Origin of the sequence: Sinorhizobium medicae (assembly GCF_007827695.1) — a bacterium.
GTDB classification, from domain to species: Bacteria; Pseudomonadota; Alphaproteobacteria; order Rhizobiales; family Rhizobiaceae; genus Sinorhizobium; species Sinorhizobium medicae.
The window spans coordinates 41,618-55,790 of sequence record NZ_VITA01000024.1 but is presented as its reverse complement, the minus strand read 5'-3'; the positions used below and the strand labels follow the sequence as shown (position 1 = coordinate 55,790).

Annotated in this window: 19 protein-coding genes; 18 read left to right on the top strand and 1 reads right to left on the bottom strand. The window is 63.3% G+C overall.

Going from position 1 to position 14,173, the window contains the following annotated elements:
* Positions 1 to 57: 57 nt before the first annotated feature.
* From FB009_RS28355 to FB009_RS28270, 18 genes are all read left to right on the top strand, one after another.
* Complete coding sequence (locus FB009_RS28355; protein WP_127661173.1) at positions 58 to 1,287, top strand: helix-turn-helix domain-containing protein; 1,230 nt, start codon at positions 58 to 60, stop codon at positions 1,285 to 1,287.
* The gene (locus FB009_RS28350) at positions 1,271 to 1,930 is read left to right on the top strand and encodes a transcription termination/antitermination NusG family protein (RefSeq protein WP_145162553.1); all 660 of its coding nucleotides are present in this window, start codon (positions 1,271 to 1,273) and stop codon (positions 1,928 to 1,930) included. Before FB009_RS28355 ends, FB009_RS28350 begins: the two co-directional genes overlap by 17 nt.
* 758 nt (positions 1,931 to 2,688) lie before the next feature.
* Positions 2,689 to 3,435 (top strand): hypothetical protein, encoded by a 747-nt coding sequence (locus FB009_RS28345; protein WP_145162550.1) that lies wholly within the window; start codon positions 2,689 to 2,691, stop codon positions 3,433 to 3,435.
* A 148-nt stretch (positions 3,436 to 3,583) separates the two neighbouring features.
* The gene (locus FB009_RS28340; RefSeq protein ID WP_027988048.1) at positions 3,584 to 4,225 is read left to right on the top strand and encodes a hypothetical protein; all 642 of its coding nucleotides are present in this window, start codon (positions 3,584 to 3,586) and stop codon (positions 4,223 to 4,225) included.
* A complete protein-coding gene (locus FB009_RS28335; RefSeq protein ID WP_145162547.1) occupies positions 4,222 to 6,264 on the top strand; it encodes a phage terminase large subunit family protein in 2,043 nt (680 codons plus the stop codon). Before FB009_RS28340 ends, FB009_RS28335 begins: the two co-directional genes overlap by 4 nt.
* Positions 6,265 to 6,274: 10 nt before the next feature.
* Complete coding sequence (gene gpW, locus FB009_RS28330) at positions 6,275 to 6,511, top strand: gpW family head-tail joining protein (protein WP_145162544.1); 237 nt, start codon at positions 6,275 to 6,277, stop codon at positions 6,509 to 6,511.
* The gene (locus tag FB009_RS28325; protein ID WP_145162541.1) at positions 6,508 to 8,232 is read left to right on the top strand and encodes a phage portal protein; all 1,725 of its coding nucleotides are present in this window, start codon (positions 6,508 to 6,510) and stop codon (positions 8,230 to 8,232) included. The genes gpW and FB009_RS28325 overlap by 4 nt, the downstream gene beginning before the upstream one ends.
* Positions 8,229 to 9,134 carry a S49 family peptidase gene (locus FB009_RS28320; protein WP_145162538.1) on the top strand — a complete coding sequence of 302 codons (906 nt, stop codon included), beginning with the start codon at positions 8,229 to 8,231 and terminating at the stop codon, positions 9,132 to 9,134. Before FB009_RS28325 ends, FB009_RS28320 begins: the two co-directional genes overlap by 4 nt.
* A gap of 25 nt (positions 9,135 to 9,159) precedes the next feature.
* Positions 9,160 to 9,702 (top strand): hypothetical protein, encoded by a 543-nt coding sequence (locus tag FB009_RS28315; protein WP_145162535.1) that lies wholly within the window; start codon positions 9,160 to 9,162, stop codon positions 9,700 to 9,702.
* Between the two features lie 2 nt (positions 9,703 to 9,704).
* A complete protein-coding gene (locus tag FB009_RS28310; RefSeq protein ID WP_145162532.1) occupies positions 9,705 to 10,061 on the top strand; it encodes a head decoration protein in 357 nt (118 codons plus the stop codon).
* A 25-nt stretch (positions 10,062 to 10,086) separates the two neighbouring features.
* Positions 10,087 to 11,118, top strand: coding sequence for a major capsid protein (locus tag FB009_RS28305; RefSeq protein WP_145162529.1), 1,032 nt, complete (start codon positions 10,087 to 10,089; stop codon positions 11,116 to 11,118).
* Between the two features lie 76 nt (positions 11,119 to 11,194).
* Entirely contained in the window at positions 11,195 to 11,662 is a 468-nt protein-coding gene (locus FB009_RS28300) for a hypothetical protein (RefSeq protein ID WP_145162526.1), read from the top strand.
* Entirely contained in the window at positions 11,659 to 11,985 is a 327-nt protein-coding gene (locus FB009_RS28295) for a head-tail joining protein (protein WP_145162523.1), read from the top strand. The genes FB009_RS28300 and FB009_RS28295 overlap by 4 nt, the downstream gene beginning before the upstream one ends.
* A 2-nt stretch (positions 11,986 to 11,987) precedes the next feature.
* On the top strand, positions 11,988 to 12,284 hold the full coding sequence (locus FB009_RS28290; RefSeq protein ID WP_127618021.1) for a hypothetical protein: 297 nt from the start codon (positions 11,988 to 11,990) through the stop codon (positions 12,282 to 12,284).
* Between the two features lies 1 nt (position 12,285).
* Positions 12,286 to 12,750 (top strand): hypothetical protein, encoded by a 465-nt coding sequence (locus FB009_RS28285; protein ID WP_145162520.1) that lies wholly within the window; start codon positions 12,286 to 12,288, stop codon positions 12,748 to 12,750.
* A gap of 92 nt (positions 12,751 to 12,842) precedes the next feature.
* The gene (locus FB009_RS28280) at positions 12,843 to 13,253 is read left to right on the top strand and encodes a phage tail tube protein (RefSeq protein ID WP_011975792.1); all 411 of its coding nucleotides are present in this window, start codon (positions 12,843 to 12,845) and stop codon (positions 13,251 to 13,253) included.
* Between the two features lie 12 nt (positions 13,254 to 13,265).
* Entirely contained in the window at positions 13,266 to 13,667 is a 402-nt protein-coding gene (locus FB009_RS28275) for a hypothetical protein (RefSeq protein ID WP_127517509.1), read from the top strand.
* 47 nt (positions 13,668 to 13,714) lie between these two features.
* Positions 13,715 to 13,906, top strand: a complete 192-nt coding sequence (locus FB009_RS28270) for a phage tail assembly chaperone (RefSeq protein WP_186447684.1) — start codon at positions 13,715 to 13,717, stop codon at positions 13,904 to 13,906.
* Positions 13,907 to 13,921: 15 nt separating this feature from the next.
* Here the strand turns inward: FB009_RS28270 and FB009_RS32895 are convergent, their stop codons facing one another.
* Entirely contained in the window at positions 13,922 to 14,086 is a 165-nt protein-coding gene (locus FB009_RS32895) for a hypothetical protein (protein WP_018208952.1), read from the bottom strand.
* Positions 14,087 to 14,173: the final 87 nt, after the last annotated feature.

Here is a 14,173-nt window from a genome sequence, read left to right as displayed (position 1 = left end):
GCGCTGATGGCCTCGGCCTACATCGGCCACCTGGCCGTACGGCAGGAGGCCGCGTAAATGAGCATCGCCATCATGTCACAATTATTCAAAGCGCATCTGGGTTCAACGAACCGGAAGATGCTGGCCGTGCGCCTGGCGGACTTCGCCGACGACGACGGCAAGGGCATTTGGCCGACCGTCGGGCGGCTTGCGCGCGAGACCGAGCTTTCCGAACGCACCGTGCAGCGCATCCTTTCCGAGTTTGTCGACGAAGGTCTCCTGATCGTCCGCAAGAAAGGCGGATGGAAGCCCGGCGAGGGTACCCGTTACGATTTCAATATGAGCGCTCTCGGTCGCCTGCAGGCTGCAAAAGTGGCTATCGAGGGGTGTCACGGTGTCACCCATGACACGGTGACACCCGTGACAGCGGCGACAGGGACGGGTGACACCGACGACGCCGAGGGGTGTCACGGTGACACCCAAACCGTAATAGAACCACCAATAGAACCATCAGATTTGAGAGAGGGTGCGCGCGAGGCGGAAGGGCAGGAAAGCCAGACCGAGACGCCGCAGTCGATCGACAAGGCGTTCTGGGCGTTGGTGAAGAACTGGCCTCAGTTCGACGGAATGCCGAAAGAGCCGGCTCGGCGTGCTTGGCATGCGCTGACGGCCGCCGAGCGCCGGGAAGCGGCCGATCGGTTCCCCCGTTGGCTGCAGCTGCTGAAGGCGCAGAAGAAGTCCCACACGCCGGCACCATCCACGTATTTCGGCGAAAAGCTCTGGATGGACGTCCCGGCGCAGGATGAAGCGGCAAAGCCGGCGAACGCGATGGCTGCGCCCTTCGGTAAACTCTGGTCGGCGACGCGGATCTCGGAGCTGCTGTTGCCGCCGACTGGCATCGTCGCTCCGCCGACGAAGTTCGAGCAGATGCAGATCGATGCCGGGCAGGTGTCCCTTGCGGACGTGATGGCCGAGAAGCGCATGCGCGCCGGATGGCCGTCGGTGAACAGCATGCAGGAGCGGGCACGCTCTGCTCAGGGTTCGATATGCCCGCTGGCGCTCGAAGAGGCGGGGCAGGGCTTCCAGGCGGTGAAGCGTGACGGCGATCTGCTCGCCGCATGGCAGCGTGAGCACAAGCGCCGCGGCTGGCCCTTCCCGGAAGGGCGCTTGCCGGAGTGGGTCTATTTCCCGGCGATCGAAGGCGAGGGCGATCTCGACTTCCTCGTCGCCGATGCAGTCGAGCGCTACCGAGAACGAATTTCCGACTATCTCGCGGACAGGAGCAAAGGCGATGATCATGCAGCGTAGCACGTTTACCGGAAGCCCGATTGCGCTGCAGGGCCAGGATCGTTTCGCCGATCGGATGCGAAGAATCACCGACGGCCTGGTCGACGAGGGTGCGCTGCTCACGGCGAATCTCCGAATCAGCGGCGGTAAAGCGCCGTGGTTTGCGCTTCGGGTCTGGACGGGCCGCGAGAAGGTTGTGGAAAACAGTCTCGACGCCATGGGCGTGCGGTCGCTAGTGCCGATGCGAAAGGGACCCGATTTTCGCCGTCGCGGTCGTGTCATCGAGGGTCAGATGATGCCCGTGATCCATGGTTATGTTCTCGTGCAGATGATGGCGCTATCCGAGTATCTCGCCGGATTGCTGGGCGTCGAGCATGTGATCGATGTGCTCGGCGGGTGCGATCGGCCCATGCGCCTGAGTGACAAGGAAGTCAGCAGATTCAATGGGCTCGCTCGCAAAGGCAACTTTGATTGGGAGTGCCCTGTTGGCCTGGTGGTGAGGGCTGGAGATCCTGTCTGGATCACTGCTGGTCCGTTCTGCGATAGGAGGGCAACCGTGGTCACGTCGAGCAAGAAAGGGCGTGGCGACGTGGTGGTCTCGATCGACTTCATGGGCGGCGAGGTGCCGGTGACAGTGCCTCTTGCTTTGCTGAAGAAGTTGTGAGAGTCATCTTGCCATTGGATGAGCTGATGATCCTGCAGTGAGCCTCTGAGAACGCACGAGAGTGCGGGGCGAAAAAGCCCGAGGTCGGTACACCGGTCAGCCCCCGCCTTGACAGCCTCGCAACCGAGGCACCGATTCAGGGCAAGTGCGAAAGCTATGACCAAAATACAGGCGGCCGAGAGGTCGCCTTTTTCGATTAAAAGGTATGGGCAGGCTCTCGATCATCAAGGCTCGTTTATGAAAAGGCACAGCAACATCAAATCTTTAGTGCCGCGCTTGGGCCGATACAGCTGATCTCATCCCTGTTCGAGGCCAAGGCGGTGCAATAGTAAAATCTTCCGGAGCTCGATACTAAGCTCACAGTTTGGTGCTCGTGCGAGGTGTTCATCTTATAGGTCACGGCGTCGCCAGTGACAGGGTCTCGCTCAGGCAACTGGTACGATGCTTCACACCGAAGGCGGTAAATGTTGCGAGCGCACCAGTACAGTTTGTGCGGATCGTGTCTGAGCAGGAACGTGTTCACGTCCCCCGCTTGGGATATTTGAAAGTCAGCAGGGTAGCCGCCCGGCTTGGTTCGTACTGTAAACTCCGAATTGTTCCCGACGCATCCAGCGATCGGTAACAGAACAGCAGCAATGCATGCTGAGCGCATCTTTCCCATAACTGTTCCTCCCGCAGATGGGCCCAGAAAATCACGTTCCCGTATGCCGAGCAAGTCTGCCAGTCGGCGTAACCCTCTCGGATATTTCCGGCCTCTGATGATAGTCGCTCACATCAAAGTCGATCTTCGGCAATTCAATCGATCCCTGACGGACATCGAGCGAAAGCAGCTTCCCTATGCCATCATGCTCACGTTGAACGAGACAGCCAAGGGTGGTCGCCTCGAAGTCCAGCGAGAGATGGATCGGGTCTTTGATCGGCCTACCCCTTATGCAAAGCGGGGCGTCGTCTATCACCGGGCATCGCGGCAGAACCTGCGGGCAGCGGTTGTTGTCACCGGCGACCGCACGAAGGGCGGATTGCCTGCAACGGCATTTCTCGGTCCGCAGATCGAAGGTGGCATGCGCACCCATAAGGCCTTCGAACGGCAGCTCGTCGATCGTGGCTTGATGCAGCGTAACCTGGTGGCCGTGCCAGCAAAGCGGGCGCCGCTCGATCGCTACGGCAACATGACGCAAGGGTTTCTCAACCGCGTCATGGCCGACCTGCAGATCGACTATCGCGGAGCTGGTGCGACCCGTACCCGCACATCATCGTCGCTCAAGCGGAACAAGAACTACAAGAACGAGCGGTTCTTCGTGCCGAAGCAGCCTTCGCACCTCTACCCGGGCGTTTACCAGCGTGATCCGGCAACGAACGCCATCCACCCGGTGATCCTGTTCGTGCCTCAGGTCTCGTATCGCATCCGTCTTCGCCTTCGCGAGGTCGTCGAGCGGTATGTGGTCGCCAACGTTCACGATCATTTCGCCGTTGCCTTTCAGCGGGCGGTTCGGACGGCCCGATAGGCCCTCCGACGGTTCGCGGGTCCTTCCTGGCATCCGCCCGCCTGCGGGTATTTGGCACCGCGGAGGTTGTCCAGTCTGAGCGATTTTTTAAAGCCTAAAGTCAGAGCCTAAACTAAAGAGCCGGGCTAAAGAACGAGCGTTCCTAAAGATGAGCCTTGCAGCTGACATCATGACGAAGAGCGCGTTTGCGGCTCATGTCGGCGTCAGTGCCGGGCGCATCTCGCAGTACATCGCGGAGCGGAAGATCTTCGGCGATGCGCTCGAAGGCGAGGGGCGGAACGCGAAGATCCGCGCATCGGTTGCGGTCGAGCAGCTGCGCAAGACCCTCGACCCGTCGCAGCGGTTCGGAGCGAACGGCACTGCGACGCGATCGCCGCCGGCACCATTAGCTTCCGAGCTGTCGTTCGACGTGCCGGAGAAGCCGAAGGCGCCTTTAAAGCCGACCGTCATCGTCGACCCGTTCATTGACGAGGTCGCGGCCGAGAAGCTGAAACAGCAAAAGATCACCACCGCGCGCATGGAGCGCGAGGAAGCGCTCGAGCTCGGCCGGTACATGCTGACCGACGATGCTCGGCGAGAGATGGTCAAGGCCGTGGCCGAGGCGTTCAAGGTCATGGAACAGGCCATCCCCGAGATGGCGAAGGCGATCGCCGCGCAGTTCTCGGTGTCGACCCATGATGCGACCCATGTGCTGCTGAAGGCCTTCCGGGACCACCGAGCCAAGAAGGCGCGCGACTTCGCCGACGCAGCGGCCGAGTTGGACGAGCATGTCGAGGACGAGCAGCAATGACCGTGTTGTTCAATCCCGAGCGGCTCGCTCTCAGCGTGCTGGCCGAGATCTGCGAGCCGCCGCCGGCAGTCGATTATCTCGACTGGGCGAAGCGGAACATCGTGTTCTCGGAACGCATCACGGACCATCCGGGGCCGTACAACGAAGACCTGGTGCCGTTCTTCTCGGAGATCCTGCGGGCGCTGTCGCCCGAAGATCCGTGCAACATCGTCAGCCTGGCGAAGTCGGCGCAGATTGGCGGCACCATCTGCGCCAACATCTTCACGCTCGGATCGCTCGACATGGCGCCCGGCGATTTCCTCTATGTCCACCCGACCGAGGAGAACGCGGCGCGCTGGTCGAAGACGAAGCTGATGCCGCTGGTGCGCGAGATGCCGGCGGTCGCGAAGCTGTTTTCACAAAACAGCCGCGATGCGAGCAACTCGGTGCTCTACAAGGAACGCGTCGACGGGCGCGGCGCCATCCAGGCGGCCGGCGCCAACTCGCCGGCGGGCCTGTCGATGATCTCGCCGCGAAAGCAGGTCCAGGACGATCTTGCCAAGTGGCAGATGAACGAGGCCGGTGATCCGGAAGTGCAGGCGGACAGCCGCAGCAAGGCGTTCTTCAACGGCAAGATCTTCAAGATCTCGACGCCGATGGTCTCGCCGGGCTGCAAGATCACAGCGAACTATCAGGAGGGGACGCAGGAGACCTACCACGTCCCATGTCCGCACTGCCACGAGCTGCAGGAGCTGCGCTGGGAGAACATGCGGGATCATATCGATCCCGAGCATCCCGAGCAGGCGCATTTCGTCTGCATCCGTTGCGGCTGCGAGATCCACGAGCACCACCGCGAATGGATGGTGAAGCCGGAAAACGGCGCGAAGTGGGTTGCCAAATATCCGGAGCGCGGCCGCCGCCATCGCTCCTTCCGCATCTGGATGGCCTATTCGCCGTTTGAACGTTGGGAGAACCTGGTGCGCGAGTGGCTGACGGTCCAGGCCGGCGGACCGGAGAACCGGGAAAAGGGTTCGGGCGCCGAGCAGACGTTCTGGAACGACTGGCTCGGGCTCGCTTTCGAGGCGGACAACAAGGCGATCGATTGGGAAGTGCTCCGCGATCGCGCCGAGGATCAGGGCTTCCAGCGCGGTGTCATCCCCTCCGAGGCGCTGGCGCTGATGCTTGGCATGGACGTGCAGGGCGACCGTGTCGAGTGGTTGCTTGTCGGTTACGGCAGGAATCGGTACCGGGCCGTCATCGACCACGGCGTTGTCGACCATCGCGCCGGCAACCACCTGGCGGACGCCAAGGAACATTCCGGCCATATCTCCGAGCCGGAGGTTCGCGCCGCTCTCGATCGGCTGCTGCAGCGCGAATGGCTCGACGATGCCGGCCGCAAGCGCACGGCCGATCGGGTCGCGATCGACGGCAACGCCTATACTGACGATGTCTGGAACTGGGTTCGCAAGCATCCGAAATCACGCGTCATCATGGTGCGCGGCGGCAACACGGAAGCCGCACCGCCGATCGTGCAGACGAAAGAGTACGACCGAAAGGGCAAGCCGAAGAAGCAGAAGTGGTCCTCGCGATTCTTCACCTTCAACGCCTCGGCCTTCAAGATCCGGCTCTATCGGGACTACAAGAAAGACGATCCGGAGCAGGCGGGCTACATCCGTTTCGCCCGCGGCTTCGGAGACGATTTCTACCAGCAGGCGACATCGGAAGCCCGCGTACCCGAGAAGTCCCGGAGCGGTCACACCCGCTACGTCTGGAAGCTCGCCGAGGGCAAGCGCAACGAAATCATCGACATGCTCAATCAGAGCCTGGCCGGTGCCTATCGCTGGGGCGTGCCCTATTGGACCGATGAGGAATGGGACGCGATCGCCGATCGCCTCGGGCGGCTTGAAGCGCCGCAACAGGGCGATCTCGAGGATCATCTGAACCAGATCGCCGTCAAGACCGAACCTGCCGCGGGCGAGAGCGCCACGGCAGAACAGCAATCGCCGCTCGTCGCTGCCGCCCTCGCGCGCGCCGCCCGGGCAGCGCAGCGAAACCGCTAGGAAGATCCATATGGCACTGACCGAACAGGAACGCGCCGTGCTTCTGGCACGGCTCGACGAAACACGTGAGGCCTTGCACCAGATGGAGATCGGCCGCGCCGAGGTCTCGCTCAGCTATAACGGCGAGAGCGTCGCCTATGCCGCGGCCAACATCGGCGCGCTTCGTCAGTACGTCCGCGATCTCGAGGCGAAGCTCGGCCTTCGCCGCTTCGCCCGGGCGCGGAGCCGGGGAGTGATCTTCGGATGAGCGGCGACGTCACGATCCTCGGCCCCGATGCAAAACCGCTTTCGCCGGCAGTTCGTGCGGCTGCGCGCGTGCAGGTCGCGAAGAACCGGCTGATGGCGTCTTCGGCCTACCAGGGTGCATCCTACGATCACCCGTCCTTTGCCAAATGGCGGCCGGGCACCTGGTCCGGGCAGTCGGCGCTGACCTGGTCGCGCTCCGAGCTGGTCGACCGGCTGAACGACGTGGCGCGTAACGACGGCTGGGGCGCCGCCGGCACCTCGCGCCTCGTCGACAACATCATCGGCTCGGGCTGGACGCTTGCCGCGCGGCCGAACCACGTCTCGCTCAACATGACGTTTGAGCAGGCGGAGGAGATCGCCGACAAGATCGAGGCCCTGTGGCGCGATTACACGCAGGATGTCGACAAATGGTGCGACGCCGAGCGGACGAAAACCATGGCCGGCGTTCTCGGCCTTGCTGCCCGTCAGCGGTTCGGTCCCGAGGGCGAGGCCTTCGGTGTCATCGTCTGGCAGGACAATGCACCGTTGTTCCAGACGGCAATCCATGTCGTCGATCCGGCCCGGTGTTCGAATCCGAACGGGCGCATGGACGAAGAGTTCCTGCGCGACGGCGTCGCCATCGACGGATACGGCGCACCGGTCGGCTATCACTTCCGCAAGGCGCATCCCGGCGAGTTCTTCGCCGGCAATACCGGCCTGTGGCATTGGGAGTATGTCGATCGGGAGACCGAATGGGGGCGCCCGATCGTCGTGCACGCCTACGAGCAGAAGCGCGCCGGCATGACGCGCGGCGTTTCCGACTGGGCTCCGGTCATGCGGTCGATCAAGCAGTCGACCGACTACGAGGACTATGAGAGCCAGGCGGCAATGCTGAACGCTGTCATGGCTGCCTTCATCGAAACGCCCTTCGATCCGGAAGAGATGCTCGAAGCGATGGGCGCGGATTACGGCAATGACGGTATCGCCAAGCTCTTCGGCGAAATGTCGGCCGCGCAGAAGGCCTATTACGGCGCCGCACCGATCGACTTGCCCGGCGTTCGCATCAACACGCTGCAGCCGGGCGAAAAGGCGACGCTGACCAAGCCGGAGCACCCGAATGCCAATTTCGAGGCCTTCGTCAATGCGGCGCTGCGCAAGGTCGCCAGCGCAATCGGCGTCACCTACGAGCAGCTCACCATGGACTGGAGCCAGGTGAACTATTCGTCCGCACGCGCGGCACTCCTCGAGATCTGGCGCGGCTTCACCGCCAAGAAGGGCGGCTTCGCCTCGCAGTTCATGGCGCCGATCTATCGGGCATGGCTCGAGGAGGTGTTCGACAAGGGCCTGATCGAGCTTCCCGCGGGCGCGGTTCCCTTCGAACAGAACCCGGCAGCATGGTGCCATGCGGACTGGATCGGCCCCGGCCGAGGCTGGATCGACCCGCTGCGCGAGGCGCAGGCCGCCAGCGAGCGGCTCGCCGGCAATCTCACCACGCTCCAGCAGGAAGCCGCCGAGCAGGGACGGGACTGGAAGATGGATGCGCAGCAGCGCGCGCGGGAAAGGGCGTTCTACGAGCGGCTCGGGCTTGATCCCGACCCGGGCAAGCCCGAAGCCAGATCGCAGGCGAGTGCGGCTCCGCCAGCCGAACCGGGCGACGAAACCGAGGAAGAGGTCAACGGCCGCACCTCGGCGCGTCGGCATTATGCCGGCATCCCGAGGATCTCCAGAAGGAAATCGGCATGAGGAACTATCCCGAAATCGCCAGTCGGATGTTCGGCACGCCGCTGATGCTGCATCCGTCGAAGGGCGACATCATTGCGCGGGCCTTCGGCCCGCGCGTGCTCGGCAGCCCGGACGCTCCAGCGCATGTCGCCGGTGGCGAAGAGATGGGTCTCGTCGGCGAGAAGCTTCGGGATGCCACCGACTATTGGGGTGACGCCCTTTACAAGGGGCCGGATCTCATTGCTCCGGGCATCGCCCTGATCGAGATCGAGGGATCGCTCGTCAACAAGGGCAAGTGGATCGGCAAGTCCTGCGGCATGACCAGCTACGAGGCGATCGGAGTGCAGGTCCGTGATTGCATCGACCGCGACGACATCAAGGCCGTTGTGTTCGAGGTCGATAGCTATGGCGGTGAGGTGACCGGCGCTTTCGATTGCGCTGAGCAGATCTTCGAGCTTTCGCAGGTGAAACCCACCATCGCGGTCCTGACGGATCATGCGTGCTCTGCCGGTTATCTGCTCGCCTCGCCCTGCCGGCAGCTGGTCATTCCGCAGACCGGCATCTGCGGCTCTATTGGCGTCATCTCGATGCATGTCGACATGAGCGCGTGGCTCGCGAAAGAGGGCCTGAAGGTCACGATCCTGAAGGCCGGCGAGCACAAGGCCGACTTCAATCCCTATGAGGCCATCCCCGACGATGTGCTTCAGCAGGAACTCGCCGAGCTCGAAGAGCTTCGCGTCGAATTTGCAGCCACCGTCGCGCGGTACCGTGCCGGCCGGCTGACACAGCAATCCGCTCTCGCCACTGAGGCGCGGGTCTATCGCGGACAGAAGGCGGTTGATGCCGGCCTCGCCGACGCGGTTGCACGCCCTTCGCAGGTTCTCGAAGCCTTCGAAGCTGAACTGAGCCGGACAGCCGGCTAACCCCAACATCAACTGGAGACGACGAATGTCGAACTTGACGCGTAGCAGCGCGCTCACGCGGAGCGTGCTCGCCGCGATTAGCGGCAAGAAGGGCTCCCGGCTGGAAGACGAGCGGCCGGAAGACGAGGAAGTGCTCGAAACCGAGGAGGAGGACACCTCCGCCGAGGATACCCCTTCCGACCCGGAGAGCGAGACCGAGGAGGAGAACACCAGCGCCGAAACCGAGGAAGAAGAGACCGACGACGGCAAGACGTCGGCAAGCGCAATCCGCCGCGCCGAGCAGGGTCGTATACGCTCGATCCTCACCCACCCGAAGGCCGAGAACAATCCGGGCCTCGCCGCCGAGCTTGCCTTCGGCTCGAAGTTCTACTCGGCCAAGGAAGCGGGTGCGCTTCTCTCGTCTGCTTCCGCCGGCGGTTCGCGCCTCGCCGGTCGCATGGCCGGAAAGAGCCCGACGCTCGGCGCCGGCACACCGGGCGGCGGCAAGGCCACCGAGAAACAGGCGGTGATCTCCACCGTCCGCTCCACCATCCTGGCCCGCCACGGCCGTAACCGGAAGGATTCCTGATCATGGGAGAAGCCACCTTCGCCCCGAACGACCTGCTCGTCTCCGACGTGCCGGTCATCACCCGCAACGTCACCATCGTCAGCGGCCAGAATCTCAAGCGGGGTGCTGTCCTCGGCAACATCACCACATCGGACAAATACACCCTGTCCGCTTCGGCCGCGGCTGACGGCTCGCAGACGCCCGCCCTGGTGCTGGCGACCGATTGCGATGCATCCGCCGGTGACGTCGTCGCCGCGGTTTACGCGAGCGGCGCCTTCGATTCGACGAAACTCATTCTGGGCGCCGGACACACGGCCGCTACCGTCGAGGTCGCTTTCCGCAAGGCAGGCGCTCCCCTCTACGTGCGCGTCCTGAAGTAAGCCCGAGACCGAAAGGACACCACACATGGAAGAACTTCTTCTCTCCACCGCAGAACTCGTCGCGGTTCTGCCGCCCCGCGATCGCCCGGAAGCATTCCTGCGCGATCGCTATTTCTCGACCACGGTTCTTTCCGACATGGAACAGATCGTCTTCGACAAGATCCTGCCGGATCGCGAGCTTGCGCCGTTTGTCCATCCGGACGTGCCGGGCAAGGACTCGGCCAACCGCGGCTTCAAGGCGACCAGCTTCACGCCGGCCTACGTCAAGCCGCAGAACACGTTGCGACCGGGCGGCAACATGATCCGCATGCCGGGCGAGCCGATCGGCGGCCGCAACTCGCCGGCGCAGCGCTACGCCTACAATCTGGCGACGATCATCGACGACCAGGACCAGCGGATCACGCGGCGCGAGGAGTTCATGTGCTCGCAGGTTATCCGCACCGGTCAGGTGATCGTCGAGGGCGAGGACTATCCGACGCAGACCGTCAACTTCGGCCGCAATGCCGCGCTGACGATCGCACTCGCCGGCGCAGCGCGCTGGGGCGAAGCTGGCGTCGATGCGATGGACGATATCGAGGCGTGGGTGCAGCTGCTTTCCGATACCAGCGGCTTCACCGCCCGCGAGGTCCTGCTCGGGCCGGGCGCTGCGGGTCTCCTGAAGAAGTCGCCGCGCTTCCTCGAGGCGCTCGACAACCGGCGCCAGGATGGCGGCATCATGCAGCTGGGGCCGGTCAGCACCGGAGCGGAGAACAAGTATTACGCGGTTCTCGGCACCATCGGCGAGCTGACCTTCATCCAGTATTCGCAGCCCTACACAGTCGGCGGGGTGCGCAACAACTTCTGGCCGTCCATGGGCGTCGGGATCTTCGATCCCTTCGGTTTCATGGGCCACTTCGCCTACGGCGCCATCCTCGACAACGACGCGCTCCTGTCGATGGAGCGCTTCCCCGACATGTGGCGGGAACGGAACCCGTCGCGAACCATCGTCCAGACGCAGGCAGCACCGCTTCCGATCGCTCCGGAGCCGGACGCCAGCCTGTTCGCGCTGGTCCGCTAATCCCTTCCAACCCGTCTTCGCCCGCATATCCGCCGGTCTCCAGCCGGCGGATATCGGGACTTGAAAGGACGCTCCGATGAGCAAGAAAACCGAGCAGTTCAATGTGACCGTCAAGGTCGGCAAGAAATCCTATCGGCCGGGTGAGCCGGTTCCGGTCGGTACCGGCGGGATCACGGCCGAGGAAGCGGAAAATTTCCGCAAGAATTTTGGTGCCTTTACCGCCGGTCCCGAGGCGACGGCCGCGGCGCCCGTGCCTTCTGTGGATATCGACAGGCTTCGCGAGGCGATCGAGAAGCTCTCGGCCGACAACGACAAGCTTTCGGCCGACAATGACCGGCTGACGGCGGAGCGTGACAGCGCGATCGGCGATCGCAGCACGCTGCTGAAGCAGAACGAGCAGCTTGAGGCCGACAATGCGACGCTGGCCGGCGAAGTCACCAAGCTTCAGGCTGAGGTGGAAAAGCTTGAGGCCGACAATGCGACCCTGGCCGGCGAAGTCACCAAGCTTCAGGCCGAGATTAAAAAGTTGACGGCTCCGAAATGACGCCGCGTCCCGCCATGTTCGAACGGATGGGGCCGAAGTTCGCCAAGGCCTTCGGCAATGCCGACGCCGTGTTCACGGTCGACGGCGTCGCGAGGCCCGCCGTCCGGGTCATCCTGCGCGTGTGGCGGGAAACCGATCTGGCGGAGGAGCAGGAGCAGGCCGTCCAAGGCACCACGCATCTGCTCGCCGTCTCCGCCTCCGCCGTGCCCGGTCTCGCCAGCCAGCGCGATAGCGTCGCGATCGGCGGCGTCACCTACCAGGTCATTAACATCGACGACGATGCGCGGGCCATGCTCCGCATCTCGCTTGCCGGAGATATCTGATCATGAAGACACAGGAACAGGAGCAGGCTCCGGCCGTCGTGGTCGATCCGATGGAGGACCTCTGCCAGGGGCTGTTCTCGACGGAAGAGGGCGCAAAAAAGAAGGCCGCGCGCCAGACCGCCGGCGCCATGACGCAACGGCCATGGCCGCAACTGCCGTCGCGGCTGCGCTCGGCGATCCGCTCCGATATCGGTCGCCTGCTCGATAGCGGCAAGGCGCGCGCGCAGATCATCGAGGCCGGCTATTCCGCAGGTGTCGTAAACCAGGCGCTGCGCGACCTCGGCCGCACGGCCGCCTGACATGGCGCATCTCCGCAGCCAGATCTTCGCGGCCGTCATCGCGCGCCTTGCCGCCATTCCGGAGTTCTCCGCGGCGGACAAGGTGAAGCGGGGCCGCAAGGGCGCGATCCCGCAGGAGAAGCTGCCGGCGCTCACAGTCACCTGGGCCGACAGATCGGAGATCGTGACGGTCCGACCCTCGTCAGGGCCAGCCGGCGAGGATGGGTATGACCGCTTCCTTCCATTGTCGATCATCGTGCATTTGCGCGACGACGAGCCGGAAGAGGAGTTTGATCGGATTTGCACTCTCATCGAGGCTTCGATGGCGTCGGACATCACTTTCGGCGGCCTCGTCATCGAAGCACTGCTGCAGACGCAGCAGTATTTCGTGAACCCGCAGACCGGCATCTCCCTGCTTGCCGGTTCGCTCAACTACCAGATCGCCTACAAGACGCTCGCCGCCAATCCGGAACTGGCTGCGCTCTAAACGCTCTGCATGCCGTTATCCCGAAACCGCTGCACACTTTTGGGCGGCATGCAGTAGCGCCACCACTCCCACCAGCAAAAGAGGATTTTGCCATGGCTCTCGGCCGTCAGCTTACGCTTGCCCGCTCGACCGGTGCAGGCGCCTTCACCCTGGCCTGCATCACCGAACAGCGATCCCTCGAGATCAACAACGAGGAAATCGATATCACCAAGCCGAGCTGCACCGATCCCGGCAGCAAGCTCACGCTGGCACTGATGTACGGCATCCAGTCCATCCGTTTCAGCGGGCAGGGCGCTTTCGTCGATACCGTTACGATGAAGGCGGTAACCGCCGATGCCGTCAACCAGGTCATCACCGAGTATCAGGTCACAGTGCCCGGCGTCGGCACCTTCGAAGGCGACATGCTCGTCTCGATGACCTTCTCCGGCGACAAGACCAACGAGCTGCAGGCCGACATCCGTTGCGCCATGACCGGCGCTCTCACCTTCGTGCCGGCTGTCTAATCGGAGAGTTCCATGTTGCCTGCCAACCCATTGCGCGGTGAGGCGGAGGTTCGCATCGGTTCGATCGACTTCCGCATCGCCGTCACCTTCTCCGGGCTCGCGCGCCTTTCCGATGCGATCGGCGCCCGCACGCTCGACGAGCTTTACGGCCGTCTCCTCGGCTTCGAGCCGAAGGCGGTTGCCTGCGCCGTCCGCTGCCTGATCGTCGCGGATGACGAGGATCATATATCGGCGCTTTCCGCGAAGATCCTCGACGACGGCAATATCTCGGCCGCCGACCAGCTCGCCTGGCGCGAGGCGGTCGAAAAGGCGCTGTCGGCTCACATTGCTGCCGGGACAATTCGGCGGGATGAGCGGACGGCATCGCAGATTGCCGGGGACGCCGTCCTGGGAAAGCCCGTAAGCCCCTCCTGATCAAGGATCATCTCAAGTCGCTCTACCGTATCGCCACGAACCCGAAGATGCTCGGCTGGTCGCCGGAAATGTTCTGGAAGGCGACGGCGGCGGAATTCGAGATGACCGTGGAGGGGCTTTCCGGGAATGTCCGTGCCAGACCGTTCATTTCGCGCGAAGAGGTCCGGCGCATTGCCGCAGAGCATGGCGTTCGCCCATCGCTGAAGGGCAGTCCGAACGCGCGGACGATCGGCAGTTGATCAGCTTGGTTTCACCTAGTCGTCAGTCTTGGCAATAATGATGCCGAGCGCCGCGCCGACGACGCCGAGGCCGAAGGAAATGGCGCCGACAATCTCATTCATTGCAGATTTCGCTGCGAAAGCGACAAGTACGCCGCCGAATACCTGAAGAAGGCCTAACACAAAGATCGCGACCGCCACGTTTCCACTCCGCTGCTGTTGAACGCAACAAGTTGCACAGCGTGAGTGGAAGTCAACTGGTGGACGCGATCTTCTCCATAATTGAGG

What these genes read in the sequence shown, in the direction of transcription:
- FB009_RS28355 (WP_127661173.1), top strand. Translation starts at nt 58, where the DNA reads ATGAGCATCGCCATCATGTCACAATTATTCAAAGCGCATCTGGGTTCA.
- FB009_RS28350 (WP_145162553.1), top strand. Translation starts at nt 1,271, where the DNA reads ATGATCATGCAGCGTAGCACGTTTACCGGAAGCCCGATTGCGCTGCAG.
- FB009_RS28345 (WP_145162550.1), top strand. Translation starts at nt 2,689, where the DNA reads ATGATAGTCGCTCACATCAAAGTCGATCTTCGGCAATTCAATCGATCC.
- FB009_RS28340 (WP_027988048.1), top strand. Translation starts at nt 3,584, where the DNA reads ATGAGCCTTGCAGCTGACATCATGACGAAGAGCGCGTTTGCGGCTCAT.
- FB009_RS28335 (WP_145162547.1), top strand. Translation starts at nt 4,222, where the DNA reads ATGACCGTGTTGTTCAATCCCGAGCGGCTCGCTCTCAGCGTGCTGGCC.
- gpW (WP_145162544.1), top strand. Translation starts at nt 6,275, where the DNA reads ATGGCACTGACCGAACAGGAACGCGCCGTGCTTCTGGCACGGCTCGAC.
- FB009_RS28325 (WP_145162541.1), top strand. Translation starts at nt 6,508, where the DNA reads ATGAGCGGCGACGTCACGATCCTCGGCCCCGATGCAAAACCGCTTTCG.
- FB009_RS28320 (WP_145162538.1), top strand. Translation starts at nt 8,229, where the DNA reads ATGAGGAACTATCCCGAAATCGCCAGTCGGATGTTCGGCACGCCGCTG.
- FB009_RS28315 (WP_145162535.1), top strand. Translation starts at nt 9,160, where the DNA reads ATGTCGAACTTGACGCGTAGCAGCGCGCTCACGCGGAGCGTGCTCGCC.
- FB009_RS28310 (WP_145162532.1), top strand. Translation starts at nt 9,705, where the DNA reads ATGGGAGAAGCCACCTTCGCCCCGAACGACCTGCTCGTCTCCGACGTG.
- FB009_RS28305 (WP_145162529.1), top strand. Translation starts at nt 10,087, where the DNA reads ATGGAAGAACTTCTTCTCTCCACCGCAGAACTCGTCGCGGTTCTGCCG.
- FB009_RS28300 (WP_145162526.1), top strand. Translation starts at nt 11,195, where the DNA reads ATGAGCAAGAAAACCGAGCAGTTCAATGTGACCGTCAAGGTCGGCAAG.
- FB009_RS28295 (WP_145162523.1), top strand. Translation starts at nt 11,659, where the DNA reads ATGACGCCGCGTCCCGCCATGTTCGAACGGATGGGGCCGAAGTTCGCC.
- FB009_RS28290 (WP_127618021.1), top strand. Translation starts at nt 11,988, where the DNA reads ATGAAGACACAGGAACAGGAGCAGGCTCCGGCCGTCGTGGTCGATCCG.
- FB009_RS28285 (WP_145162520.1), top strand. Translation starts at nt 12,286, where the DNA reads ATGGCGCATCTCCGCAGCCAGATCTTCGCGGCCGTCATCGCGCGCCTT.
- FB009_RS28280 (WP_011975792.1), top strand. Translation starts at nt 12,843, where the DNA reads ATGGCTCTCGGCCGTCAGCTTACGCTTGCCCGCTCGACCGGTGCAGGC.
- FB009_RS28275 (WP_127517509.1), top strand. Translation starts at nt 13,266, where the DNA reads ATGTTGCCTGCCAACCCATTGCGCGGTGAGGCGGAGGTTCGCATCGGT.
- FB009_RS28270 (WP_186447684.1), top strand. Translation starts at nt 13,715, where the DNA reads ATGCTCGGCTGGTCGCCGGAAATGTTCTGGAAGGCGACGGCGGCGGAA.